Here is a 24,446-nt window from a genome sequence, read left to right as displayed (position 1 = left end):
CGGCGTCATCTGCATGACGATTCACCTCCTGCTTTCCCCATAAAAGTGAATTCGACAAGCAAGTCGATTTTCATTCTTTAAACGAAAAAAATCTCTCGTTTTGAGCGAGGGAGGCTAAGTAGTAACTGTCGCACATCGTTATTCCAGGCCGTACGCCGGGTTTCCGGCACATAACGTTGTCGCACATCCTTATTCCGGGCCGCGCGCCGATTTTCCGGCACATAACCATGTCGCGCATCCTTATTCCGGGCCGCGCGCCGATTTTCCGGCACATAACGATGTCGCACATCGTTATTCCGGGCCGCGCGCCGGGTTTCCGACACATAACGATGTCGCACATCGTTATTCCGGGCCGTACGCCGGGTTTCCGGCACATAACGATGCCGCGCATCGTTATTCCGGACCGCGCGCCAATTTTCCGGCACATAACGATGTCGCACATCCTTATTCCGGGCCGCGCGCCGATTTTCCGGCACATAACCATGTCGCGCATCCTTATTCCGGGCCGCGCGCCGGGTTTCCGGCACATAAAGATGTCGCACATCGTTATTCCGGGCCGTACGCCGGGTTTCCGGCACATAACGATGTCGCACATCGTTATCGCCGCCGCACTGTCAGCGCGTCACTTCGCGCCCGCCGCCCAGCAGCCTGAGCATCTCTTCGCGGCGCGGCATACCTTCCCAGTCGCCTTTGAATTGCGTCGCCAGCGCGCCAAGCAGGTTGGCTCGGTCCAGCGCCGCCTTCAGGTAATCCGCCTCGCTCTGCCTCTCGTTCTCCAGCCATGCCGACAGGAAGCCTGCCGCGAACGCGTCCCCCGCGCCGACCGTATCGACGACACGCTTCACGACACGCGGCTCGGCCCTGACTGCGGCTTGGGAAGAGAATGCGATCGAGCCCTGCTCGCCCAGCTTCAGCACGACAGTCTTCGGCCCCATGCCGAGGAAGTCCGCGCCGTATTCGGCCTCGCTCTTCGCGCCGATCAGAAACTCCGCCTCCTCGAGGCCCGGCATGAACACGTCGCAGAGCGGGATGAGCGAGAGCAGCGTCTGACGCGCCTTTTCCTCGGACCAGAGCTTGCGCCGCAGGTTGGGATCGAAGGAGACCGACAAGCCTTCGTTTCTCGCGGTGATCATCGCGGCGCGTATCGCATTCTCGGCGCCATGGCTGAGCGCAGGCGTGATGCCGGTCACATGCAGATGTCCGGCGTTCGCGAACCATTCGGGTCGGATATGCTCCTGAGCGAGCGTACTGGCCGCCGACCCTCGGCGATAGTAGTATACGTTGGGATCACCGTAGCCTTTGAACTCCTTGAAGTAGACCGCAGTCGGGTGACCTTCGTCGCGCTCGGCCAGGCTCGTATCCACGCCCTCGCCAGCCAGCGTCGAGAGGATCAGATCGCCGAACGGGTCCTTTCCGAGCCTGCTGATCCACCTCACCTTGAGGCCCATGCGCGACAGTCCGATCGCTACGTTCGACTCGGCGCCGGCCACGGATCGCGTGAACAAAGGCGCATAGGCGAGCGGGCCGTCATGAATCGGCTGCAGCAGCACCATGCTCTCGCCGATCGTGACGACGTCTGCCCAGTTCGCGCTCATGCCCGTCCCCCCTCCCGCACCGCATCGACGAACGCGCGCGCCCGCTCGGCCAGCTCTTCGAACTTGCCTTCCTGGATGAGACGCTTGTCGACCAGGTTGCCGCCGAGACCGACCGCCACCGCCCCGGCATCAAAGACGGAAGTGATATTGTCCAGGTTCACGCCACCCGTCGCAATCATCGGAATATGATTGAGCGGCGCCCGAATTTCTTTCAGGTATCCTGCGCCCAGAGATGCGAATGGGAATACTTTGACGGCCGATGCGCCGGCTTTGTAGGCGCGCACGATCTCGGTAGGCGTCATCGTGCCCGGCCACACCTCGATTCCTTGCTCAACGCCGTAGTAGACGATCTCCTCGTCCAGATTCGGCGAGATCAGATACTCCGCGCCTGCCGCTACCGCTTCCTTGGCTTGGCCGATATCGAGCACCGTACCGGCGCCGATCCGCAGCTTGCCCTCGTAGTCGGCTCGGAATCTGGAGATCATGCCGAGCGCGCCTTCCGTGTTGAGCGTCACCTCCAGGAATACGATTCCCCCGTCGGCCAGCGCCTTCGCCGTGCGATCCCCGTTCGCCTCGTCGATTCCGCGGATGATCGCTACGATTTTTTCGCGCGACAGCTCCTCCAGCAACTTCTTCGTCATCTTCTCCAACCTCTCCCCTTGGCGATTCGTATGTCATGGAATTCAGTTTATCACCATCATCGGACAAATTAAAGTTAGGAATATAACATAAATGAACCTAAATAAACACAAATAAACCGCAATTCCGTATATTAAAACGGAATTGCGGTTCATAATCGCGATTTAACGCCGGATGCGGCGGCACTTGCAGGCCAAGGCACAGGCCTCTTTGCGTTCGCATGCCGTTTAACCGGCCTGCTGTGCGGCGCCCGCTCGGGCCTGTCCTCGACTCTCGCCGCCGTCCGACGCCTGGCCCTGGCCCTGGCCCTGGCCCTGGCCGCCGCGCATGCCGCCGCCGAAGCCGCCCAGCCGGATCGATTCGGCTTCTTGCGTGCCTTCCTTCAGCGTGACAGTGACGATGTCGTCGGCCTTCAGATCGCCGATCGCGATCTCCGTCTCGGTCCGCTTGCCGTCGGCCATCTCGGTCTTGTAAATCTTCGTCGCGGCGGATACCGTAATCTCCTCGGTCTCGTCCGTGAACATGTTCGACATGTCCGGCCGCTGCCCGCCCTGGCCGCCTCGCCCGGACGCCTGCCCGCCATCGGCCGACTGCGATGGCGAGGGCGGGTCGCCGCTCGGCTGCGCATCACCGCTCGGCGCAGCTCCGCCCGCTCCTTGCCCGTCGCCGCCCTGCCAGCTGCCGCCCTGCCGTCCGCCGCCTTGACCCGGCTGGAACGACGATTTGTAGATCGTGAGCGTGTTGCCCGCCACGCTCTTGATCTTGCCCATCGTGCCCATACCCATCGCCCGCATGCCGCCGCCAGGACCGCCGTTGTTGTCCCCGGCATCGCCGGCCTGCTGGCCGCCGCCGGCGTCCGCAGCCAGGGCCGTTGCCGCCGCAGCGCTGCCGTTATCCGCTTTGTCGCCGCATCCGGCGAGCAGCACCACCGACAACGCCGCCCCCGCGAGCATGGTCCATTTTTGCCTGATCATCCATCCATCTCCTCCTGTCCTAACAGGAAGGTATCATGACCAAATGAATGGATCGTGAACAAAAGCTGAAATCCGGATAAATTGTCCAGCCTGGCTCAGCTCCGACTACGACCAGACATCGACCCGGCGTCGACCCGGCTCAAGCCTTGCGCCGGCGCGCGCTTCAGCCGACGTCCGCACCGAGCCTGCCGCCCGAGAACTGGCTGTTGTACAGGTCCGCGTAGAAGCCGCCGCGTTCGAGCAGTTCCAGATGCGTCCCTTGCTCGATGACCGTGCCATGGTTCATGACGAGGATCAGATCGGCCTCCCGGATCGTCGAGAGCCGGTGTGCGATGACGAAGCTCGTGCGGCCTTCCATTAGCCGGTTCATCGCTCGCTGGATGTTGGCTTCGGTCCGCGTATCGACGCTGCTCGTCGCTTCGTCGAGGATCAGGATCGCCGGATCCGCGAGAATCGCCCGCGCGATCGTCAGCAGCTGCTTCTGACCCTGGGACAGGTTGGACGCTTCCTCGTTCAGCACGGTGTCATATCCGTCGGGCAGCGTGCGGATGAAGTGGTCGGCGAACGCCGCCTTCGCCGCGTCCACGATCTCGGCCTCCGTAGCTCCCGCCCGGCCGTACGCGATATTGTCGCGGATCGTGCCGCCGAACAGCCATGTGTCCTGCAGCACCATGCCGAACAGGCTGCGCAGGTTGCCGCGCTTCAGCTTCGAGATATCGGTGCCGTCTACCGTGATCGTGCCGCCGTTCACCTCGTAGAAGCGCATGAGCAGATTGACCAGCGTCGTCTTGCCCGCGCCCGTCGGACCGACGATGGCGACCGTCTGGCCCGGCTTGACGTCGATGTTCATATCCTTGATGAGCGGCGCGTCGTCCTTGTAGCTGAAGTCCACGTGACTGAACGCGACGCGGCCCTCCACGCGGGACGAATCGAGCTCCCTGTTATCCTCGGGAATCTCCTCGGCCTCGTCGAGCAGCTCGAACACCCGCTCCGCCGAGGCGATCGTCGATTGAATGATGTTGGCGATGTTCGCCGTCTGCGTGATCGGCATCGTGAACTGGCGCGCATATTGGATGAATGCCTGAATGTCGCCGATGTTGATCGTCCGATGCGTGACGAGCACGCCGCCCACGACGCTGATCGCGACGTAGCCGATGTTGCCGATGAAGCTCATGAGCGGCATCATGATGCCCGAGACGAACTGCGCGCGCCACCCTGCCTCGTACAGCCGGCCGTTGATATCGTCGAACTGTTCGACCGCCTTTTTCTCATGGCCGTAAGCTTTGACCACTTGATGCCCGGTGAACATCTCCTCGACATGCCCGTTCAGCTCGCCGAGATTTTTCTGCTGTCCGATGAAGTAGCCCTGCGACTTGCCCGCGATCGCCTTGATGACCAGGAAGCTGAGGGGCAGCGTCAGCAGAACGATGACCGTGAGCAGCGGGCTGATCGTGAGCATCATGACGATGACGCCGACGATCGTGACGACCGAGGTGATGAGCTGCGTCAAGCTCTGCTGCAGCGTATTGCTGATATTGTCCACGTCGTTGACGACGCGGCTTAGGATCTCCCCGTGCGTACGGGAGTCGAAAAACTTGAGCGGCAGCCGGGACAGCTTGTCGTTCACATCGCCCCGCAGCTTGTATACGGTGCGCTGGGCGACGCCGGCCATCAGGTACTGCTGGACATAGCTGAATGCGGCGCTCAGCACGTACAGGCCGATCAGCCACAGGACGATCATCTCGATGCCGTGCCAGTCGATCTCGGCGCCGGGAACCCCCTTCATCTTGTCCATGATGCCTTCGAACAGCTTGGTCGTGGCGTGACCGAGAATCTTGGGGCTCAGGATCGAAAAAATCGTGCTCGCGATCGCGGCGGCAAAAACGATAAGCAGCGTGAAGCGGAACGGTCTCAGGTAGCCGATCAGTCTGCGAAACGTGCCCTTGAAGTCTTTGGCCTTCTGCACCGGCATGCCCGGCCTTGCTCCGGGAGGACCGCCGAAAGGCCCCGGGCCGCCCGGGCCGCCGCCGCCCTGCCGCGGAGGGCCGCCTCTGCCTGCGCCTTGTTGCTCACTCATGCAATCTCCTCCTCCGACAGCTGCGACGACACGATTTCCTTGTAAATCTCGCTCGTTTGCAGCAATTCCTTGTGGGTCCCGACAGCGGCGATCTCCCCGTCGTCAAGCACGATGATCCGGTCCGCATCCATAACCGTGCTGACGCGCTGCGCGACGATCAGGACGGTCGCCTCCGTCGTCTCCGCCTTGAGCGCCGACCGCAGCTTGGCGTCCGTCTTGAAGTCGAGCGCGGAGAAGCTGTCGTCGAAAATGTAAATATCGGGCCGCCTGACGATTGCTCGGGCGATCGAGAGCCGCTGCTTCTGCCCGCCGGACACGTTGGTGCCGCCCTGTGCGATATGCGCGCCGAAGCCGCCTTCCATGCCTGCGATGAAGTCCGCCGCCTGTGCGACCTTGGCCGCATGCTGCAGCTCCTCTTCGGTCGCATCCTCCTTGCCGTAGCGGATGTTGTCGGCGATCGAGCCGGTGAACAGCACCGCCTTCTGCGGCACAAGGCCGATCTGCGACCGCAGCTCCGCTTGGGGCAGCTCCCGCACATCGTTACCGCCGATCCGTACGCTGCCCGAATCGACGTCGTAGAAGCGCGGAATCAGGTTGACGAGCGTCGATTTGCCCGAGCCCGTACCGCCGATGATCGCGGTCACCTCGCCCGGCTGCGCGCGGAAGCTGATATTTCTCAGCGCAGGCTGCTCCGCGCCCGGATAGCTGAACGTCACGCTGTCGAACTCGACGACGCCGCGCTTTTCCGGCTTCCCGCCGAGCGCATGCGGGGCATCGTTGATGACCGGCGTCATATCGAGCACCTCGTTGATGCGGACCGCCGACGCGGACGCGCGGGGCACCATGACGAACATCATCGAGAGCATGAGCATGGAGAACATAATTTGCATCGCATATTGGAGGAAGGCCATCAGATCGCCGACTTCCATATGGCCGTGACTGACCCGAAGACCGCCGAACCAGATGATGGCGATGCTCGAGAAGTTCATGATCAGCATCATCAGCGGCCATAGGACGGCCATGATCTGGTTGACCCGCACCGAAGTCTCGGTGAGGTCCCGGTTGGCATCGTCGAAGCGCGCCTGCTCATGCGCGATGCGTCCGAACGAGCGGACGACACGGATGCCCGTCAGTCCTTCGCGCAGCACGAGATTAAGCTTGTCGAGCTTTTTCTGGATCACCCTGAACAAAGGAATGCCCTTGCGCGCGACCAGCACGATCGTCAGCACGAGCACAGGGACCGCCACGACGAGCACGAGCGACAGCCGGGCGTCCTTCGATACGGCCATAATAATGCCGCCGATGCTCATCATCGGGGCCATGACCATCATTCTCAGCATCATCATCAGCACCTGCTGAACCTGGTTGATATCGTTGGTCGTGCGGGTGATGAGCGACGCGGTGCCGATCTTGTCGAACTCCTGCAGCGAGTATTGCTCGACCCTCGTGAATACCTTCGCCCTGGCGAGACGGCCGAAGCCCGCCGATATGCGCGACGAATAGAAGCTCGCCAATATCGACACACCCGTGCCGACGAGGGCTACCGCAAGCATGAATCCGCCAATCCGCAAAATATAGCCGGTATCCCCGCCCCGCTTGACGATCCCTTCGTCGACGATATCCGCCATCAATGTCGGCAGGTACAGCTCGGACAGCGACTGCAGGAGGATCAGCACCATAACCAGGATGACGAGCCCCCGATACGGCGCTAGCAGTCTGAACAGCTTCAACATGGACTACATCAGCTCCGATTTTTTAGTTTCTTGCTTTTTTGAAGACAGATACGTCTAACCTACCCTCCAATTATGAATTCAATATGAACCAAACCCGGTTTGTCCGCAAGTCTCAAATGGAATAAAATGAAATGGATGCACAACGACGCGGAGGAGGCAGACGGCATTGCTCTTTATCGACAACGGCGGAGGCAACGATCCCGCCCTTAATCTGGCCCTTGAGGAATACACCCTCCGCAAGCTGTCCGGCGACGAGCCGATCCTGCTTTTTTATGTCAACAGACCGTCGATCATCATCGGCAAAAACCAGAACACCGCCGAGGAGGTCAACTCGGCCTATACCGAGACGCACGGCATCGACGTCGTCCGCAGGCTGTCGGGCGGCGGGGCGGTGTACCACGATCTCGGCAACCTGAACTTCAGCTTCATCACCCGGGACGACGGCAATTCGTTCCACAACTTCCGCAAGTTCACGGAGCCGGTCGTCAAGGCGCTGCGCGACATGGGCGTCGAAGCGGAGCTGTCGGGCCGCAACGACATCCAGGTCGGCGAGCGCAAAATATCGGGCAACGCCATGTTCGCGACAGGCGGGCGCATGTTCTGCCACGGCACGCTGCTGTTCGATTCGCATATGGAGGACGTATCCGCCGCGCTCAAGGTCAATCCGCTGAAGTTCGAGTCGAAGGCGACCAAGTCGATCCGCGCGCGCGTCGCCAACATCTCCGAGTTCCTCGCCGAGCCGATGACGATGGCCGAATTCAGAAGCCGCATCCTCTCCTCGATCTTTGGCGGCGCCTCCGACATTCCGCAGCTTCCGTTGACGGATGCCGATCGGGATGCCGTGCGGCGGCTCGCCGACGAACGCTACCGGAGCTGGGACTGGAACTACGGCTTGTCGCCCGCATTTAATGTCCAGCAGCGCAAGCGTCTGCCCGCCGGCACGTTCGACATCCGCCTGAATGTGCAGGACGGACGCATCGCCGAAGCCGCCGTGTACGGCGACTTTTTCGGCCGGGGCGAGATCGGCGATATCATCGAGATGCTGCAAGGACTGCGCTACGACCGCGAGTCGCTCGCCGCCGCATTCGAGGGCGTCGATCTGGCGTATTACTTCGGCGCGGTCACGATGGAGGACTGGCTGGACCTGTTGATCTGAATTGCTGCGGCACCGGACGTGGCGGCCTGCGGTTGCCCGGACGCGAGCCGGATGCTCTAACCTACGACTAGACTGGAGGCTTCAACAATGACTCACTCCCTGCAATCCTGCACCACGCTGCACAACGGCGTCCGCATGCCCTGGCTCGGGCTCGGCGTCTGGAAGATGAACAACGACGCGGAGGTCGTCTCCGCCGTGCGCGCCGCGCTGGACGCCGGGTATCGCAGCATCGACACCGCGGCGATCTACAAGAACGAGACGGGCGTAGGACAGGCGCTTCGCGAATCGGGCATTGCGCGCGAGGAGGTCTTCGTCACGACGAAGATCTGGAACGACGACCAAGGCTACGACAAGACGCTGGCCGCCTACGACGCTTCGCTCGAGCGGCTCGGCCTCGCATACGTCGACCTGCTGCTCATTCACTGGCCGGGAACGGACAAGTATGCCGATACGTGGCGCGCGCTCGAGAAGCTGTATGCGGACGGACGCGTGAAGGCGATCGGCGTTAGCAACTTCCACGTTCGCCACCTCGAAGAGCTGAAAAAGCATAGCGATCTCGTCCCGATGGTCAACCAGGTCGAATATCATCCGCTGCTGGCCCAGCGCGAGCTGCTCGCCTACTGCCGCGAGAACCGCATCCAGCTGGAAGCCTGGAGCCCGCTCATGCAGGGCAACCTCGATCACGAGGCGCTGCGTTCGATCGGCGCGAAGTACGGCAAGTCGCCGGCGCAGGTCGTCCTGCGCTGGGACATCCAGCACGGTGTCGTGACGATTCCCAAATCGGTGACGCCGGCGCGCATCGCGGAAAACGCGAACGTATTCGACTTCGAACTGAGCGGCGACGAGATGGCGCTCATCGACGATCTGAACCGGGATCACCGGTTCGGCTCTGACCCGGAGAAGTTTCTATTTTAAAACAAATTAAAAGGCTGGGGATCGGTCGCTCGACCGAACTTCAGCCTTTTTCATATACGACGCCGGGCCATATCAGGTCCCAGCGCTTGGCGACGATGCGACGCTCGAAGGTGGCTCTCAGGGTAGGGTCCGTCGAGCAGGCCGGCGTAGGTCGGACCCGCATGGCGAGAGCGTCGTCCAGCCCGTGCGGCGCGCCGAGCCTCGGCCTGCCGGCGTCGTCCAGCGTCAGCGCCAGCGCGGTGGCGGTCTCCGGATAGTGCGCGACGGCGTCCAGCGAAGACCGGTAAGGCGGCCTGTCGTGCAGGACGTGCATGCGCGCCTGGTTTTTGACCGACCAGGGCATGCCCGGCAGCAGCCGTTCGAGCTCGGCCTCGAGCAGCTTCTCGCGCGCCTCGTTCAAGTCCCTGTCGTCGTAAAATATGACGTCGATGTCCGGCAGCCTCGTCGGCTCCGCCTTGCCGGACAAGACGTCCCACAGCTTGCTCCGTACGAAGCCGGCGGATATCCACCAATCGGGCAGGCGAAGATTGCGTACCGTCCGCAGCACGGACATCATCCGCTCGTCGGCCTGGACGAGCTCGAGCAGCATTCGTTCATCCACGATCCTCAGATACCCCCCAGCCGCAGCTTGTCCGCCGTACGCTTCAACAAGGGCGGCAGCGGCGCGCGGAACTCGCGGCCGTCCGGCAGCACGATCCGCCAGGCATGCAGCAGCTGATGATTGATACCGGCGAAGACGCGGCCGCCGTACTTCACGTCACCGAGCAGCGAATGGCCGATGCTCTGGAAGTGCGTGCGAATCTGATGCGTGCGCCCGCTGACAAGCTCGATCTCGACCAGACTGTAGCCGTCTCCTTGGGAGAGCGCCTGGTAGCGCGTCGTGGCGGACAGCCGTTTTTCATCCGCGCGGCTGTCGGCAGTGGCGACGCGCGTGCGATTTTTCTTTTCGTCCCGCACCAGCTCGTCCGTCAGCTCCCCTTCGCCTTCAAGACGGCCTTCGACGATCGTCAAGTAGTACTTTTGCAGCTCGTGCTTCTGAATCCACTGGTTCAGCTGATGCAGCATGCCCGCCGTCTTGCCGACGAGCACGAGTCCGCTCGTATTGCGGTCGAGCCTGTTGGCCGTCGCCGGCATGAACATCGGGCTGTCGAGCTCTCCCTTGCGATACAAATACGCATGCACCCGGTTGATCAGCGTGTCGCGCTGGTCGGTCTGATCCGGATGCGTCAGCATGCCGGCCGGCTTGAGGACGACGAGCAGCTGATCATCCTCGTAGACGACATCGATATCCGCATTTACGCCGACATACTTCGTCTTTTGCTGGCCGATGGAGGCCTCGCCGTATTGCGATTCTTCCATATAGATCGCCAGCTCGTCGCCGGCTGCCATTTCGTAATCCTGTTTCTTGCGTTTGCCGTTCACTCTCACCTTGCCTGAGTCGATCATCTTGTAGATCTGCCCGAGCGGCAGATTCGGCATGAGGTTGCGGAGATAGCGGTGCAGGCGCTTGCCGCTCTCCGAGGGGGTGACCTTGCGGTTGATCATATGTGACAACGCTCCTGTCTTCGAATGGGCGATGCGGTGATCGCTACCAGCCGATTATACTTTATTTTGACGTGGCGCGCAGCGATCGCCGCAGTACGGCTCCACTGAGCCAAATGCCTGGGCCTAGCTGTCGGCATAGCGGGTTAAGCTGATTAGTCGGACGGAAATGGGGATGGAAATGCCGCATGGGGGCGAGATAGCGATGTGCGGCATCGTTATCCGCGGGGAAATGCGGTGCAGCGGCGAGATAGCGATGTGCGGCATCGTTATCCGCGGGGAAATGCGGCGCGGCGGCGAGATAGCGATGTGCGGTATCGTTATCGCGGCGGAAATGCGGCGCAGCGGCGCGGCATTAGAATCGGGAGCCACATAGAAAAACGCCGCTTGCCCCGTAAAGGATGCAAGCGGCGTGCGCGGATGCTTCCGCCAAGCCGGCTATCGCTTCGAAGGATCGTACGGCTCCCCTGCCGCAGCCGGGCCGCGAACGGACTTGCCGACGGCGCCCGCGAGCACGATCAGGGTCAGGACGTAAGGCAGCATGTACAGGAACTCGGACGGAATCGACTGGGAAAATTCGAACCGCGTCAGGAAGTTGCGGAGCGCCTGCGCCATGCCGAAGAAGAAGGCGGCGCCGAAGACGCCGTAAGGGTTCCAGCGGCCGAAGATAAGCGCCGCGATCGCGATGAAGCCTTGGCCGGAGATCGTGCTGTGCGAGAAGTTGCTCGTCGTCGTCAGCGTGATCGTCGCGCCCCCGAGGCCCGCAAGCGCGCCGCTGATGAGCACGCCGATATAACGGTACTTGGTGACGTTGATGCCGACTGTATCGGCCGCACCCGGATGCTCGCCCACGGAGCGCAGACGAAGTCCGAACGGCGTCTTGAACAGCAAATATGCGCTCAGCGGCACGAGAATGTACGCGATGTACGTCGTCGGGTAGCTGTTGAAAAACGCCCGGCCGACGAACGGGATGTCGGACAGCAGCGGGATCGGCCACTTGGCGAACACCTGCTCGAGCTGGGCCGTGTCGCCCGCGCCGTCGAAGATGATCTTGACCAGGTACAGCGTGACCGCGACGGCGAGAATGTTGATGACGACACCGACGATCGTCTGGTCCGCCTTGAGCGAGACGGTCGCGTAGGCATGGAGCAGCGCGAACACGAGACCGCAGAACACACCGGCGATGAGGCCGACCCAGGGCGACGAGGTCGTCGCGCCGCCGTCTGTCTCCATATAGTAGCTCGCGATAGCGGCCCCGAACGCGCCGGCGGTCATCATGCCCTCGAGGCCGATGTTGAACACGCCGGACCGCTCGCTGAACACGCCGCCGAGGGCCGCGAAGATCAGCGCGACGGAGAATACGAGCGTAGAGTTGATCAGATCAGCCAACGTTCCCATTCATGCCAGCCCCTTTCCGCTCGCGCGATTTGCGCTTTTTGAAAAACGGCTGAATCACGGTGCGGATCAGGCCGTGGGACGCTACGAAGAAAATGATGCTGCCGATGACGATCCGCACGATCTCCGTAGGCACATCCGCCTCGAAGTTCATGCCGGACGAGCCGTAGGTAAGCCCGCCGAACAAAAACGCGCCGAGCAGGATGCCGACCGGGTGGTTGCCGCCGAGCAGCGCGACCGCGATCCCGTCGAAGCCGTAGCCCGCGGACGCGGCCTGCACGACCTGATAGTGGAACACGCCGAGCACCGAGAATACGCCGCCGAGTCCGGCGAACGCGCCGGATATCATCATCGTCTTGATGAAGCTGGCCTTGATGTTGATGCCCGCCGCCTTGGCCGCGTCGGCATTGTGTCCTACGGCCCGCAGCTCGTAGCCCTGCTTCGTGCGCCACAGCAGCACGTAGAAGATGAGGACACACAACAGGCCGATCCAGATGCCCCAGTCCATCCGCGCGCCGTTCATGAAGTTTTTGAGCCAGCCGATCGACAGCGAAGCCGTCTCGTCGATGTTCGGCGTCTTCTGCTCGCCCTTCTTGACGAGGAAGTCGCGCAGCATGTAGTTGGACAAGTACAACGCAATCCAGTTCAGCATGATCGCGGAGATGACCTCGTTGACGCCCCGATACGCCTTGAGCCAGCCGACCAGCGCGCCCCACAGCGCACCGCACAGCATGCCGACGATCAGCGCGAGCGGCGCGTGGATGAAGGCGGGCAGATGCACCTTGAGGCCGATGAACGTCGCGGCCGTCATGCCGATGATGTATTGGCCGTCCGCGCCGATGTTGAAGATGCCCGCACGGAAGGCGAAGCCGACCGCAAGGCCCGTGAACAAGATCGGCGTGATGGCGACGATCGTCTCGCCGAAGTCGTACTTCGTGCCGAACACCGTGTTCCAGAGCGCGCCATAAGCCGCGAACGGATCGTAGCCCCCGATCCACATGACGATCCCGCCGCACAAGAGGCCGAGCAAGATCGCGATGAATGGAATATAGGTGGACGGTTTATTGAATATATCAGCTGCTCTGTTCATGACGACGCTCCTTTGCCAGCCTGCTTTTTACCCGCCATCATCAGACCGATCTCGTCGTCTCCGGCCTTCTCGGGATCGACCTCGCCCATGATGCGTCCGTCGAAAATGACCTGGATGCGATCCGACAGCCGGTGCAGCTCGTCCAGCTCGTACGAGATGAGCAGGACCGCCTTGCCTTCGGACCGCGCCTGCAGGAGCCGATCGTGGACGAACGAGATCGCTCCGATATCGAGCCCCCGCGTCGGCTGAACGGCGATGAGCAGCCGCGGATCGCGTTCCATCTCGCGTGCGATGATCGCCTTCTGCTGATTGCCGCCGGAGAGCGAACGCGTCTTGTTATGAATATCCGGCGTGCGCACGTCGTACGCTTCGATCAATCGCGTCGCATGCCGGTCGATTTCGGATTTATTCAGGAAGCCGCCTTTAAAAAATCGATCCTCTTCGGGAGAGCCGAGAATCAAATTCTCGCCGACGCTGAAGTCGAGCACGAGACCGTGCTTCTGGCGGTCCTCCGGGATGCTGGACATTCCCGCCTTGATGCGCGTCTTGACCGGCGCGTGGCCGATGTCCTTGCCGTCCAGGCGGATGCTGCCGCTCTGCAAGGAACGCAAGCCCGTGAGCGCTTCCACCAGCTCGTGCTGCCCGTTGCCGTCGACGCCGGCGATGCCGACGATCTCCCCTGCCCGAATGCTGAAGGAGACATCCTCGACGACCGGCTTGCCCTTGTCCGCGCCTGCGACCGTCACGCCGGACAGCTCCAGCACGACTTCGCCCGGGTTCGCGGGAGGCTTCGGCTTGTCGAGCGATACGCGTCTGCCGACCATCTTCTCCGCGAGCTCGCTCTCGCTGGTCTCGGCCGTATTGACGGTGCCGACGACCTTGCCCCGACGGATGATCGTCACGCGGTCGGATACTTCCATAATTTCCTTGAGCTTGTGCGTGATCAGAATGATGGACTTGCCTTCGGCTGCCAGCCGCTTCAATATTTGCATCAGCTCATGAATTTCCTGTACGGTCAGCACCGCTGTCGGCTCGTCGAAGATCAGAATCTCGGCGCCTCGGTACAGCGTTTTAAGAATCTCTACGCGCTGCTGCATCCCGACCGTGATGTTCTCGACCTTCACCGTCGGATCGACCATCAGACCGTAGCGCTCCGACAGCTCCTTGACCTTGGCGTTCGCCTGCCGGTAGTTGATGGACAGTCCCTTGGAAGGCTCGATGCCGAGCACGATATTCTCCGCGACCGTGAACGGCTGCACCAGCTTGAAGTGCTGATGGACCATGCCGATCCCGAGCTCGATCGCCTTGCCCGGTCCGTCGATGGCCTGCGGCTGGCCGTTCACCCGGATCTCGCCCTCGTCGGGCTGATACAGACCGAATAGTATGCTCATCAGTGTCGACTTGCCGGCGCCGTTCTCCCCGAGCAGCGCATGGATCTCGCCCTTGCGCAGCTCCAGGCTGATGGCGTCGTTCGCGACGATGCCGGGAAACCGCTTCGTGATGCCTCTAAGCTCGACCACCGGTACCGCTTGCTCCATCTGATATCAGCTCCTGTCCCCATATCAAAAGCGTTAAAACGGAAGAAAGGACAAGGCTCGCGTTAAAGCGGCCTTGCCCTTGCGGAGATTCCGATCTATGCGGAATTATTCCGTCGGAACCGTGATATCTCCGCTGATGATCTTGTTCTTGTACTCTTCGACCTTGTCGAGAATTTCTTTGGATACGTTCGGGTTGTTCTCCGGCAGACCTACGCCGCCTTCGGCCAGGCCGAGTTCGACCGTCTGACCGCCGTGGAAGTTGCCTGCGAGCAGGTCGTTCGAGACGCGGTATACGGCTTCGTCGACCTTCTTGACCATCGAGGTCAGGGTGACGTCGTTGCCGAATTCGATCGATTGGTCTTTGTCGACGCCGATGACCCATACCTTCTTGCCGGCCTTGAAGCGATCCTTCGCTTCGTTGAAGACGCCGTTGCCGGAGCCGCCAGCCGCGTGGAAGATGATGTCGGCGCCGCCGTCGTACATCGTGGCGGCAGCCAGCTTGCCCTGGTCAGGCTTGCTGAAGTCGCCGACATAGTTGACTTCGATCTTCGCGTCCGGATTGACGGCCGCGACGCCGGCCTTGAAGCCGACTTCGAACTTCTTGATGACCGGCAGCTCCATGCCGCCTACGAAGCCGATCTTGTTCGTCTTCGTCGTCAGACCCGCAACGACGCCGACGAGGAAGGAGCCTTCGTTTTCCTTGAACAGTACGGATTCGACGTTGTCGAGCGCCTTGGTCGGCGTCGTGTCGATCAGCGCCAGCTTCGCATTCGGATTGTCGGAGGCGACGGTCGTAGCCGCTTCAGCGAACAGGAAGCCGATGCCCCACGTCAGATCGTAGCCGCCCTTGACGAACTTCGTGAGGAGCGGGATGTAGTCGCTGTCCTTTTTGGACTCCTGGTACTTGGTATCGGCGCCCGTATCCGTAGCGAGCTTCTGCAGCGCTTCCCAGGCTTGCTGGTTAAAGGACTTGTCGTTGACACCGCCGAGGTCGGTAACCATGCCGATCTTCTTGCCCTTGCCGTCGGCAGGCGCAGCCGATTCGCTCGGAGCTGCCGAAGCGGACGAGGACGGCGAAGCGGACTCGCTGGCCGGCGCGCTCGCGCTGGCGGATTCGGACGCGCTCGGCGATGCGGCGCCCTCGTTGTTGTTTTTCTTGCCGCAGCCGGACAGCACCAGCAGGATCGCCATCATGGCGACCAGCATCAGGCTCAGTGGCTTCATCGTGCTTTTCTTCATGCTTGATTCTCTCCCCGTCTCTTGTACTTGTATTTGCATCGACGGCGCGCGGCTTGGTTCCGGACCGCAGGGAATGCCGGCCGTACGGCTTCGCGAACCGCTGTAGCCTGTCCTTAAGCTTGCTTGAGCAGCTCCGTCATATAATCGAAGAAGCCGTCGCGATCTACATTGAAAATCAGATTGACCGGCCGGCCGGATTCGGACAGCTCCGTCCGCCCCTGCGCCGTGCCGTCGGTTCTGACGATGCTGTTCACCGTCTTCACTTCGACGAGATCGGGCTTGCCGACGTATGCGGCCGTGAGCACGTCCCACAGATAGTACGTCGAGTTGGTCGCGTGGAAAATGAGCGGCGGCACCAGCGCGTAGCACTGGCCGACGAAGTCGATCGCCTCATGCTTCCTGAGCTTGGCCCAGGCGTCTCTGGCCGCGAGCGTGAGCGGAACCTGGTTCGTGCTCTCCAGGGCGACCATATCGATCTGCAGACTGCTGGCCCATACGCGTGCCGTACCCTCAGGGTCCCAGAACGCATTCCACTCGGCCGTGCCGTCATGCTCGGGCTCCTCGACGTTGCCCTTCGGCAGGAATGTGCCGCCCATCCATACGACCCGGTCGATCCGCTCCTCGATGTCGGGCGCGATGTCCAGCGCGCGCGCCAGATCGGTCAGCGGTCCGGTGAAGACGAGGGTCGTCTTGCCCTCTCCCGACCGCACGCAATCGATCAGATGCAGATGCGCGGGCTTGTCCGAGATCGGCGTATGCACGGTGTCCGCTTCGTTCAGAATCGGGAAGGCATCGACATAGTAGGACATGATCCGCCATGCCGAGGGAAACGGGTTCTTGCCCCTCGAGTCGGACCGGGCGACGCTCAGGCCTTCGCGGGGCGCTCCGCCGAAGCGGTCGATAATCTTGCGGCTGGCTTGTGTGGACGGCTCCAGATAACCGTCGGCGCCGATGACGGATACGCCTGTCAATTCGACTTCGGGCATGCGCAGCAACAGCAGCAGTGCGACAAAATCGTCGCCACCGCCGTCATGATTCATGTAAATTCGCAACGTTCGACCATCCTTTATGAACCTTTTTGCAATGCTTGATGAACGGATGTCCCGTTATCTTTTATAACCCATAAATTACACAAATACCAGACCCAATTGAAAGTGAGAGCTGCTTCAGTGATCGATTTGTGAAAACGCCTCAAATCAGGCCGCACAACTTGGCATTTGACGACAAATCTCGTTTAATCCGCCCGGAATTCAATGTGAACATTTATGACAGACTACAAGAAAATGTCCGCGCCAACGCCTTCAATCAACCGTTTAACTCATGCTACAATGCTATAATAACACAAGCCAAGGATGGTGGGCAGATGAATTGGATTGTCTCCATTGCCGAGCAAAAAATACGCGAAGCGGAAAAATCGGGTCTTTTCGACGGCATCTCCGGCAAGGGCAAACCGCTGCCGACCGACGAGCTGGCAGGTGTGCCGGAAGAGCTCCGACTCTCCTACAAGCTGCTCAAAAACGCGGGGGCACTGCCGGAGGAGCTTCAAATTCGCAAGGATCTCGTGACGTTGTCCGACCTGCTCGGCGCATGCCGGGAGCCCGAAGCGGCGGAGAAGCTGAAAAAGGAACTTAACGAAAAACGGCTGCGCTACCGGCTCATGATGAACGAGCGGGGATGGTCGCATTCGGACGCCTACGAGCAATATGCGGACGCGGTATGCGCCAAGTTGACGCAAGATTAGAACCGACATTAACCTGCGAGCGCAACCGAAGGAGGAATCACGATGGACAATTGGATAGAAGCGCTCCCCAAGGCGGACCTGCATCTTCATCTGGACGGCTGCGTGAAGCCGGGCACGCTGCTCGCGCTCGCCGAGGCGCGGGGCTACCCGCTGCCGGCGGACCGGCCTGGAGATCTGTTGCCGTACATGCAGGTCGAAGCCGACTGCGACAGCCTGAAGACGTATCTGGACAAATTCAACTTCGTCCTGCCGCTGCTTCAGGACGCCGAAGCCTTGATCCGCATCGCCGAGGAAGCGGTCGAGCAGGCTGCAGCGAGCAACTGCCTCTACATTGAAGTGCGGTTCGCGCCGGCGCTCCACACGGACGGGGGCTTGAGCGTAGACGGCGCGATTCAGGCCGCGACCGAAGGACTCCGGCGCGGCGAAGCCGCATACGGCGTCGTCGCCCGGCTGATCGTCATCTGCATGCGCCATCATGACGAAGCGACGAATCTGTCCGTCGTCCGGGCCGCTGTCGCGCGGCATGGCCAAGGGGTCGTCGCGGTCGACCTCGCGGGCGACGAGGCCTCCCATCCCGCCGAACGATTCCGCGGCACGTTCGCCGTCGCCCGCGAAGCCGGCATCCCGATCACGATCCACGCCGGGGAAGCGGCGGGTCCCTTCAATGTCCGCGAAGCGATCCTGAGCTTGGGCGCGGTCCGCATCGGTCACGGCATCCGGCTGCGCGAGGACTCCGAGCTGCTGGAGCTGGTGCGCGAGCGGCAGATCCCGCTGGAGCTGTGCCCGACGAGCAACATCCAGACCAAAGCGATCGCGGACTGGGACGATTATCCGATCCGCAGCTATTACGATGCGGGCCTTTATTTGACCGTCAATACGGACAATCCGACCGTATCGGGGACGAATATGACGCGCGAATGCGAAGCGCTCGCGTCGCGCTACGGCTTCTCGCGAAGCGAGCTCGCAGCGCTGATGCGAGGCGCGCTGCTGGCCGCCTTCGTCGAACCTCCCGTCAAGGAGGCGCTGCTGGGCCGGTTCGACGAACAGGTCGGGCGGCTGCTGACGGATGAGACCCGCGAGGACTGATAGGTACGCATATCGAAGTCCGGCTTCCCCGAGAGGAGCCGGACTTTATCTCTTCATTATAGTAACGCGACTGCGCGTTGCCGCTGCGCCTATTCGTCCAACCGGTATTTCTGAACCTCCTCGTTCAGCGAGAACATCCGCTTGTCGAGCGAAGCGATCAAGTCGGCCGTGTCCTTGAGCTGCACCCCGATGTCACGCGGAACCTGGGCGTTGAATTTGTAGTAAATCTTGTGCTCCAGGCTCGCCCAGAAGTCCATCGCGATCGTGCGGATCTGGATCTCCACCGGCACCTGCTCCATCCGGTCGGTCAGGAACACCGGCACGAGAATGATGAGATGCAGGCTCTGGTAGCCGTTGGGCTTCGGATTCGCCACGTAATCCTTGACCTCCAGCACCGTCACGTCCTGCTGCTTGCTGATCATCTCGTACATGAGGTAGATATCGGTGGAAAACGAGCAAATAACGCGGATGCCCGAAATATCGCGGATATGCTGCCTGGCGTTGTCGATCGTGACCGCAAGACCTTTGCGGATCAGCTTGTCCCGTATGCTCTCGGGCGACTTGATGCGCGTCTTCATATGCTCGATCGGATTATAATTTTGAATGAAATGGAGTTCCTCGTTCAAAATGTTCAGCTTCGTGCTCACTTCGTCAAGCGCGAACTTGTAGGTCAGCAGCATCTTGCCCCACTCGCGCATGCTGCTCGGATCGATTGCCATCTTCGAATGTCTCCCTTAACTGCGTGTTAGCCAAGTGTTCTATTCATGCCTGTGGCGCCATACCCGCTTCGACCGCCAGAACGACAGCGCCCCGTATGCAAGGAACAGCAGTCCGAGCACATACGGCAGCACTTCGGCCAGCGCGGGCGCGGATTCGTCCAGATAATCGCCGATCCACGGATCGCCGGTCAGCATCTCGCCCGCCGAGTAGCCGAGCAATCCGGCGCCGACCCATACGAGCGGCGGAAAACGCGTCATCAGCTTGGTCAGAAACTGGCTGCACCAGATGATCAGCGGCACGCTGATCGCAAGGCCGATGACGATCAGCGCGAAGCTGCCGTGCGCTGCGCCGGCCACGGCGACGACGTTGTCCAGGCTCATGATGAGATCGGCGACGACGATCGTCCGAATCGCGCCGCCCAGCGTCGGCTTCGCCTCGATCCGTTCATCGTGCGTCTCGCCGGCGAGCAGCTTCCAGGCGATGAACAGCAGCAGTACCCCGCCGCAAGCCTGCACGAGCGGGATCTTCATCAGCGTGACGGCGGCGAACGTCAGGACGATGCGCAGCGCGACGGCGCCGAACGTCCCCCAGAATATCGCTTTGCGCTGATACGCGGCTTCGAGATTTTTGCTGGCCATCGCGATGACGACCGCATTGTCTCCGCTCAAGACGATGTTGATCAAGATCATATCCAGCAGTGCAAATATCCAATCGTTTTCCATATTGTGCCCCTTGTCCCGATGACCCTTGCCGCAAGCCGTAACGCATCGGCAAATTGCCATAATGCCGTTCAATTCACCATTTTACCCGAATCAGAGGCGCACGAACAAACCCGTCCCTCCCGGAACGGGTCTCGATCCGGGCCCGAATGCCCCGCGAGCGTCATGAACTACGCGTCCATGCTGCGTTCGTACGGACATCCTAGAAGCCCGCTCGCTCCCGCAGCGCCGCAATGTGCGCCGTATGATGGCGACCATGCCAGGCGTACATGCCGAGACAGCGGTCCAGCCGGACATGCTCTCCGCTGCCGGGATGATAGAACTCCCGGGCGAACTGCTCGTCCGTCATCGCATCCAGCAGCACGGTCCATCTCGCGTGCAGCGCAGAGATCAACGCGAGCGAAGCCTCAACCGGCATGAGCCGCGAATCCGCAAGCTCGGCCCACAGCTGCTCCTCGTACGGCTTGATCGCAGGCCGCTCCTCCGTGAGTGCCAGCTTGAAGCGCATCAGGCTGTTCATATGGCTGTCCGCCACATGGTGCACGACCTGCCTGACCGTCCAGCCGCCGTCCCGGTACGGCGTGTCGAGCTGCGCTTCGCCGAGACCGCGCACCGTCTCGGACAGCTCTCCGGGCAGCGCCGCAACCTCCTGCATCCACAGCCTGCGCTGCGCGGTTGAGATGTCGCCTTCGAATGCGAACTTGCCGATCGGATAACGCAAATCCTCCATATTGGTCCGCTCCTGTGCCGCGTCCGGGCCGACAGCCTCCGCCCGAAGCGCCTAATTTGATTTGCCGCCGCAAAACCGCCGGTCGTCCGAGACAGCCCGCAGGCGCCCGCAGCCGGCTTGTTCAGTCAGTATAACACATTCTTCCTGACGCCTACCGATCGGCAGCCTGTGTCCGTTTTTTCCGCTCAAATGAACCTTCACGTGAAAAAATCCAAAAAAACCTGTGCAAACACACAAAAAAGCTCTAGCCAAAGCAAAGGTTTATGCGTTATAATGAAAGCGCTACCAACCACACTTTCGATGACAGGGGGATACGAAAAGATGGATGCAGCGATGAATTTGTATGAGCAGTTCGATCCGGTGAACGATTGTTACTTTTTCCGCATCGGCGCCCAGGGGCAAATCTGCTGTCACGCTCGCAATTATACGATAAAGAAAAGAATGCCGGCGGACCAGGCGGAAGCGCTGATCAAGGATCCTTTGTTCGTGCGCATCTCCTCTGACTGCTATGTGAACGTCAGCAAGATTACGTACGTGACAGACGGCGCCGTATACTTCGGCGACGGTCCCGCCCTCAACCATATGCTCCCGGTCCCCAAGCGCAAGCAGCAGCTCATCCGCCAGGGCATCTCGCAGCTGCAGCGGCTCCCGCTCAGCGTCTGAACAGGCAAAAGGCCATCCGCAGAAGCGATTCTGCCGCGGAAGGCCTTTTTTGTATGCGGTGCCGGCTCCGTCAGGCGGAGGCCGCGGTCGCGCCCAGCCGCTCGAGCTCCGCACAAGCCTCGAGCAAGCCCGCCACCGCGCGCTCCAGATCGGCGGACAGCCGCTCCTGCTCGGCCGCATGCGCGGCCATGCCTGCCACCTCGCCGCTCGCGGCATCCGCCTCCTCGCTCCACCGCCCGACCGCGCGGACGATATCCGCCATGCCCGCCGCGATCAGCCCGGCAGCCTGGTGCAGCCGCTCGACGCCGCCGTATACCCGCTCGCTCTGCTCCGCCACGCCGGCGAACGATCGTCCGGCCTCGCGCGCGCTCCCTGACGCCTCGTCCATGACATTCACGAACCGCTCCGCCGCGCCGGACATGGACGCGAGATGATGCTCGACGGCGAGCATCACGTCCTGCACCCCGCGGGAGAACGCATCGGTCCGGCCCGCCAGCGCGCGCACCTCGTCCGCGATGACCGCAAAGCCCCGGCCGTCGCCGCCGGATCTGGCCGCTTCGATCGACGCGTTCAGCGCCAGAATGCCCGTCTGCCTGGCGATGTCCCGGATGCCGAGCATGGCGGCATGCGCCTCGGAGAAGCTCGCGGCCGACGCCCCGAGCGTCAGCCGCAGGCCGTCCAGCTCCGCGCCGGCCGCTTCCAGCGCGGCGTTCATCGCGCCGATCACGGCGCCGCCGGAGAGCGCGAGCCGCTGCGAAGCCGACGCCCGGTCGCGGATCTCCTCGGCGGAGCGGCGCAGCGCCTCGGCTCCTTCGGACGACCGCTCGGTGACGTCCGACACCGCGCCGGTCGCGGCCCGCTGTCCGAGCAGGCGGGCGCGCGCGACCGCGGCGAGCCGGTTGACGGACAGCGAGCTCCGCAGGTTGGCCTCGCTCCGCTCGCGGATCACTTCGCCGATCGCCAGCATCTTGGCTTCGGCCCCGGCGCTCACCTCGCGATGCTCCCGCAGCCGCTGGCCCATCTCGGCCAGATACCGTTCGATCGCGCCGAATTCGTCGCCTCTCACAGCCGCCGCCCCATGCTCCGGACGGCCCTCCTCCACTGCGCGGATACGCCGCAGCACGCTCGCCGCGCCGGCCCGCACGCTGCGCCCGAACAGCGCCGTGCCCAGCAGCGACAGCGCCAGGATCGCGGCCGTCACGGCCAGCGCCTGCCGGGAGCCGCGCTCGCTCGTCCGCCTGAAGCCCGCGGCATTGTCCGCGATTCGCGCCGCCAGCGTCTGCCGCAGCTCCGCCTCCACCCGCTGCGCGTTCGTCGTCAGACGGCCGAGCCTCATGCGGATGTCCGGCGCGTTCAGCTCCTCCGGCAAGAACGGCGCCGCAAAATAAGTGTCGTACAGCTCGGCGTAGCCGTCCGAGAACTGCTTGAACCAGGCCGGATACGAAGCGAGCTCCGCATCGTCCCGCCAGTCCGACTCGGCCTGCGCGGCCGCGCCGCCGGCCTCCTCCAGCTTGGTCCGGTAAGCCTCGAGCTGACGCTTGTCGTAGCCCTCCGTCAGCAGCCGGTAGCCGATCGCCGCCAGCTGGGCATAATCGACCATCAGCCCGCCGACCGTCCGCTCTATGCCGAACAGCCGCTCCGTGCGATCCGTCTGCTGCGCGACCTCCCGACCCGAGCGGAATATGAGCAGCATCGTCAGGACGCTTCCCACGATAAGCGCGAGCACGAGCAGCCCCAGCTTATGCACGATTTTGAGCGACATCGACAACCATCCCCTTTTTTGAATCCATCATACAGGAGATGTCCGCCCGCGTTCTGCCTCGTTTGTGACTCCGAGTCGCAATTATATGACTACTCCAAAATGGGGCACATCGGGCGACGCGACCGAGTCGCGCAGACGGGATCGGGCGATGCGGCCAAGTCGCGCAGACGAGGCAGGGCAGTACGGCCAAGTCGCGCAGGCGGGGACAGGCGATGGGGCCAGCTCGCGCAGACGAGGCAAGTCGGTGCGGCCAAGTCGCGCAGGCGGGGACAGGCGATGGGGCCAGCTCGCGCAGACGAGGCAGGGCAGTACGGCCAAGTCGCGCAGGCGGGGACAGGCGATGGGGCCAGCTCGCGCAGACGAGGCAGGGCAGTACGGCCAAGTCGCGCAGACGGGGACCAAGCGCAACGAAGAGACGCAGGGTATCCCGATCGCGAAGACGCGGCCAAGTCGCGCAGGCGGGGACCAAGCGCAACGAAGAGACGCAGGATATTCCGGTCGCGAAGACGCGGCCAAGTCGCGCAGGCGGGGACCAAGCGCAACGAAGAGACGCAGGATATTCCGGTCGCGAAGACGCGGCCAAGTCGCACAGGCGGGGACCAATCGCAACGAAGAGACGCAGGATATTCCGGTCGCGAAGACGCAGGCGGGGACCAAGCGCAACGAAGAGACGCAGGGTATCCCGGTCGCGAAGACGCGGCCAAGTCGCGCAGGCGGGGACCAAGCGCAACGAAGAGACGCAGGGTATCCCGGTCGCGAAGACGCGGCCAAGTCGCGCAGGCGGGGACCAAGCGCAACGAAGAGACGCAGGATATTCCGGTCGCGAAGACACGGCCAAGTCGCGCAGGCGGGGACCAAGCGCAACGAAGAGACGCAGGATATTCCGGTCGCAAAGACGCGGCCAAGTCGCGCAGGCGGGGACCAAGCGCAATGTTGTCAGGTTAACTGCAAATATACAGTTAATCTCCGTGGTAGCGGCATTTTTCGGAGCGATAGCTGCGAATACTCCTAGGCCCCCTAATCCAATTGGAGTCCCATCCCACAATGATTTAAACTGGGGATAAGGGAGATGATCGGGATGGGCGGTAAGAAGTGGAAAGAAGAAGTGCGCATTAGAATCGTCAAAGAAGCG

At 62.0% G+C, this 24,446-nt stretch carries 22 protein-coding genes; 6 read left to right on the top strand and 16 right to left on the bottom strand.

All coding sequences use genetic code 11. The annotated features are described in order from the left end of the window. Window positions 1-614: 614 nt before the first annotated feature. The 5 genes from VQ071_RS29095 to VQ071_RS29075 all read right to left on the bottom strand — a co-directional run bounded on the left by VQ071_RS29095 (window position 615) and on the right by VQ071_RS29075 (window position 7,018). A complete protein-coding gene (locus tag VQ071_RS29095; protein ID WP_340518491.1) occupies window positions 615-1,595 on the bottom strand; it encodes a sugar kinase in 981 nt (326 codons plus the stop codon). Then, window positions 1,592-2,236: a bifunctional 4-hydroxy-2-oxoglutarate aldolase/2-dehydro-3-deoxy-phosphogluconate aldolase gene (locus VQ071_RS29090; protein WP_340518489.1), complete on the bottom strand. Its 645-nt coding sequence runs from the start codon at window positions 2,234-2,236 to the stop codon at window positions 1,592-1,594. Before VQ071_RS29090 ends, VQ071_RS29095 begins: the two co-directional genes overlap by 4 nt. Window positions 2,237-2,461: 225 nt before the next feature. Further along, entirely contained in the window at window positions 2,462-3,208 is a 747-nt protein-coding gene (locus tag VQ071_RS29085; protein ID WP_340518487.1) for a hypothetical protein, read from the bottom strand. A 163-nt stretch (window positions 3,209-3,371) separates the two neighbouring features. Beyond that, complete coding sequence (locus VQ071_RS29080; protein ID WP_340518485.1) at window positions 3,372-5,285, bottom strand: ABC transporter ATP-binding protein; 1,914 nt, start codon at window positions 5,283-5,285, stop codon at window positions 3,372-3,374. Beyond that, window positions 5,282-7,018, bottom strand: coding sequence for an ABC transporter ATP-binding protein (locus VQ071_RS29075; RefSeq protein WP_340518483.1), 1,737 nt, complete (start codon window positions 7,016-7,018; stop codon window positions 5,282-5,284). Before VQ071_RS29075 ends, VQ071_RS29080 begins: the two co-directional genes overlap by 4 nt. A 166-nt stretch (window positions 7,019-7,184) precedes the next feature. On the opposite strand from VQ071_RS29075, the gene VQ071_RS29070 reads away from it, so the two are divergent. Together VQ071_RS29070 and VQ071_RS29065 are read left to right on the top strand one after the other, a co-directional pair. Continuing rightward, window positions 7,185-8,174, top strand: a complete 990-nt coding sequence (locus VQ071_RS29070; RefSeq protein ID WP_340518481.1) for a lipoate--protein ligase — start codon at window positions 7,185-7,187, stop codon at window positions 8,172-8,174. Between the two features lie 87 nt (window positions 8,175-8,261). Continuing rightward, complete coding sequence (locus VQ071_RS29065) at window positions 8,262-9,089, top strand: aldo/keto reductase (protein WP_340518479.1); 828 nt, start codon at window positions 8,262-8,264, stop codon at window positions 9,087-9,089. 40 nt (window positions 9,090-9,129) lie between these two features. On the opposite strand, the gene VQ071_RS29060 is transcribed toward VQ071_RS29065, so the two are convergent. The 7 genes from VQ071_RS29060 to VQ071_RS29030 form a co-directional block, all read right to left on the bottom strand. Then, entirely contained in the window at window positions 9,130-9,690 is a 561-nt protein-coding gene (locus tag VQ071_RS29060; RefSeq protein WP_340518477.1) for a nucleotidyltransferase family protein, read from the bottom strand. 5 nt (window positions 9,691-9,695) lie between these two features. Then, the gene (locus tag VQ071_RS29055) at window positions 9,696-10,634 is read right to left on the bottom strand and encodes an RluA family pseudouridine synthase (protein WP_340518475.1); all 939 of its coding nucleotides are present in this window, start codon (window positions 10,632-10,634) and stop codon (window positions 9,696-9,698) included. Window positions 10,635-11,069: 435 nt separating this feature from the next. Then, a complete protein-coding gene (locus VQ071_RS29050; RefSeq protein ID WP_340518473.1) occupies window positions 11,070-12,029 on the bottom strand; it encodes an ABC transporter permease in 960 nt (319 codons plus the stop codon). Further along, complete coding sequence (locus VQ071_RS29045) at window positions 12,013-13,116, bottom strand: ABC transporter permease (RefSeq protein WP_340518470.1); 1,104 nt, start codon at window positions 13,114-13,116, stop codon at window positions 12,013-12,015. The genes VQ071_RS29050 and VQ071_RS29045 overlap by 17 nt, the downstream gene beginning before the upstream one ends. After that, window positions 13,113-14,654: an ABC transporter ATP-binding protein gene (locus VQ071_RS29040; RefSeq protein WP_340518468.1), complete on the bottom strand. Its 1,542-nt coding sequence runs from the start codon at window positions 14,652-14,654 to the stop codon at window positions 13,113-13,115. The genes VQ071_RS29045 and VQ071_RS29040 overlap by 4 nt, the downstream gene beginning before the upstream one ends. 105 nt (window positions 14,655-14,759) lie before the next feature. After that, window positions 14,760-15,893: a BMP family lipoprotein gene (locus VQ071_RS29035; protein ID WP_340518465.1), complete on the bottom strand. Its 1,134-nt coding sequence runs from the start codon at window positions 15,891-15,893 to the stop codon at window positions 14,760-14,762. Between the two features lie 113 nt (window positions 15,894-16,006). Beyond that, window positions 16,007-16,933, bottom strand: coding sequence for a nucleoside hydrolase (locus VQ071_RS29030; RefSeq protein WP_340518493.1), 927 nt, complete (start codon window positions 16,931-16,933; stop codon window positions 16,007-16,009). 323 nt (window positions 16,934-17,256) lie between these two features. On the opposite strand from VQ071_RS29030, the gene VQ071_RS29025 reads away from it, so the two are divergent. Together VQ071_RS29025 and add are read left to right on the top strand one after the other, a co-directional pair. Further along, on the top strand, window positions 17,257-17,634 hold the full coding sequence (locus VQ071_RS29025) for a DnaJ family domain-containing protein (RefSeq protein WP_340518463.1): 378 nt from the start codon (window positions 17,257-17,259) through the stop codon (window positions 17,632-17,634). A gap of 42 nt (window positions 17,635-17,676) precedes the next feature. After that, the gene (add, locus tag VQ071_RS29020) at window positions 17,677-18,720 is read left to right on the top strand and encodes an adenosine deaminase (protein WP_340518460.1); all 1,044 of its coding nucleotides are present in this window, start codon (window positions 17,677-17,679) and stop codon (window positions 18,718-18,720) included. A gap of 89 nt (window positions 18,721-18,809) precedes the next feature. Here add and VQ071_RS29015 read toward each other — a convergent pair whose 3' ends face one another. The 3 genes from VQ071_RS29015 to VQ071_RS29005 form a co-directional block, all read right to left on the bottom strand. Continuing rightward, the gene (locus tag VQ071_RS29015; RefSeq protein WP_340518458.1) at window positions 18,810-19,439 is read right to left on the bottom strand and encodes a GTP pyrophosphokinase; all 630 of its coding nucleotides are present in this window, start codon (window positions 19,437-19,439) and stop codon (window positions 18,810-18,812) included. A gap of 39 nt (window positions 19,440-19,478) precedes the next feature. Beyond that, entirely contained in the window at window positions 19,479-20,162 is a 684-nt protein-coding gene (locus VQ071_RS29010; RefSeq protein WP_340518456.1) for a TerC family protein, read from the bottom strand. Between the two features lie 199 nt (window positions 20,163-20,361). Next, entirely contained in the window at window positions 20,362-20,889 is a 528-nt protein-coding gene (locus VQ071_RS29005; RefSeq protein WP_340518455.1) for a YfiT family bacillithiol transferase, read from the bottom strand. Window positions 20,890-21,210: 321 nt separating this feature from the next. Here VQ071_RS29005 and VQ071_RS29000 point away from each other — a divergent pair, with 321 nt between their 5' ends. Continuing rightward, window positions 21,211-21,552 (top strand): hypothetical protein, encoded by a 342-nt coding sequence (locus VQ071_RS29000; protein WP_340518453.1) that lies wholly within the window; start codon window positions 21,211-21,213, stop codon window positions 21,550-21,552. Between the two features lie 70 nt (window positions 21,553-21,622). Here the strand turns inward: VQ071_RS29000 and VQ071_RS28995 are convergent, their stop codons facing one another. After that, the gene (locus VQ071_RS28995; protein ID WP_340518451.1) at window positions 21,623-23,314 is read right to left on the bottom strand and encodes a methyl-accepting chemotaxis protein; all 1,692 of its coding nucleotides are present in this window, start codon (window positions 23,312-23,314) and stop codon (window positions 21,623-21,625) included. 85 nt (window positions 23,315-23,399) lie between these two features. Here VQ071_RS28995 and VQ071_RS28990 point away from each other — a divergent pair, with 85 nt between their 5' ends. After that, window positions 23,400-24,326: a hypothetical protein gene (locus tag VQ071_RS28990; RefSeq protein ID WP_340518449.1), complete on the top strand. Its 927-nt coding sequence runs from the start codon at window positions 23,400-23,402 to the stop codon at window positions 24,324-24,326. The last annotated feature ends 120 nt before the right edge of the window (window positions 24,327-24,446 follow it).

Origin of the sequence: Cohnella sp. 56 (genome assembly GCF_037963805.1) — a bacterium.
Lineage (GTDB): Bacteria > Bacillota > Bacilli > Paenibacillales > Paenibacillaceae > Cohnella.
This window is presented reverse-complemented; position numbering and strand designations above follow the sequence as displayed.

Coding starts and splice junctions, on each gene's coding strand:
- VQ071_RS29080 (WP_340518485.1), bottom strand. CDS start 5,285: ATGAGTGAGCAACAAGGCGCAGGCAGAGGCGGCCCTCCGCGGCAGGGC.
- VQ071_RS28990 (WP_340518449.1), top strand. CDS start 23,400: ATGACTACTCCAAAATGGGGCACATCGGGCGACGCGACCGAGTCGCGC.
- VQ071_RS29075 (WP_340518483.1), bottom strand. CDS start 7,018: ATGTTGAAGCTGTTCAGACTGCTAGCGCCGTATCGGGGGCTCGTCATC.
- add (WP_340518460.1), top strand. CDS start 17,677: ATGGACAATTGGATAGAAGCGCTCCCCAAGGCGGACCTGCATCTTCAT.
- VQ071_RS29035 (WP_340518465.1), bottom strand. CDS start 15,893: ATGAAGAAAAGCACGATGAAGCCACTGAGCCTGATGCTGGTCGCCATG.
- VQ071_RS28995 (WP_340518451.1), bottom strand. CDS start 23,314: ATGTCGCTCAAAATCGTGCATAAGCTGGGGCTGCTCGTGCTCGCGCTT.
- VQ071_RS29025 (WP_340518463.1), top strand. CDS start 17,257: ATGAATTGGATTGTCTCCATTGCCGAGCAAAAAATACGCGAAGCGGAA.
- VQ071_RS29005 (WP_340518455.1), bottom strand. CDS start 20,889: ATGGAGGATTTGCGTTATCCGATCGGCAAGTTCGCATTCGAAGGCGAC.
- VQ071_RS29010 (WP_340518456.1), bottom strand. CDS start 20,162: ATGGAAAACGATTGGATATTTGCACTGCTGGATATGATCTTGATCAAC.
- VQ071_RS29095 (WP_340518491.1), bottom strand. CDS start 1,595: ATGAGCGCGAACTGGGCAGACGTCGTCACGATCGGCGAGAGCATGGTG.
- VQ071_RS29055 (WP_340518475.1), bottom strand. CDS start 10,634: ATGATCAACCGCAAGGTCACCCCCTCGGAGAGCGGCAAGCGCCTGCAC.
- VQ071_RS29085 (WP_340518487.1), bottom strand. CDS start 3,208: ATGATCAGGCAAAAATGGACCATGCTCGCGGGGGCGGCGTTGTCGGTG.
- VQ071_RS29065 (WP_340518479.1), top strand. CDS start 8,262: ATGACTCACTCCCTGCAATCCTGCACCACGCTGCACAACGGCGTCCGC.
- VQ071_RS29050 (WP_340518473.1), bottom strand. CDS start 12,029: ATGGGAACGTTGGCTGATCTGATCAACTCTACGCTCGTATTCTCCGTC.
- VQ071_RS29045 (WP_340518470.1), bottom strand. CDS start 13,116: ATGAACAGAGCAGCTGATATATTCAATAAACCGTCCACCTATATTCCA.
- VQ071_RS29000 (WP_340518453.1), top strand. CDS start 21,211: ATGGATGCAGCGATGAATTTGTATGAGCAGTTCGATCCGGTGAACGAT.
- VQ071_RS29015 (WP_340518458.1), bottom strand. CDS start 19,439: ATGGCAATCGATCCGAGCAGCATGCGCGAGTGGGGCAAGATGCTGCTG.
- VQ071_RS29090 (WP_340518489.1), bottom strand. CDS start 2,236: ATGACGAAGAAGTTGCTGGAGGAGCTGTCGCGCGAAAAAATCGTAGCG.
- VQ071_RS29040 (WP_340518468.1), bottom strand. CDS start 14,654: ATGGAGCAAGCGGTACCGGTGGTCGAGCTTAGAGGCATCACGAAGCGG.
- VQ071_RS29030 (WP_340518493.1), bottom strand. CDS start 16,933: ATGAATCATGACGGCGGTGGCGACGATTTTGTCGCACTGCTGCTGTTG.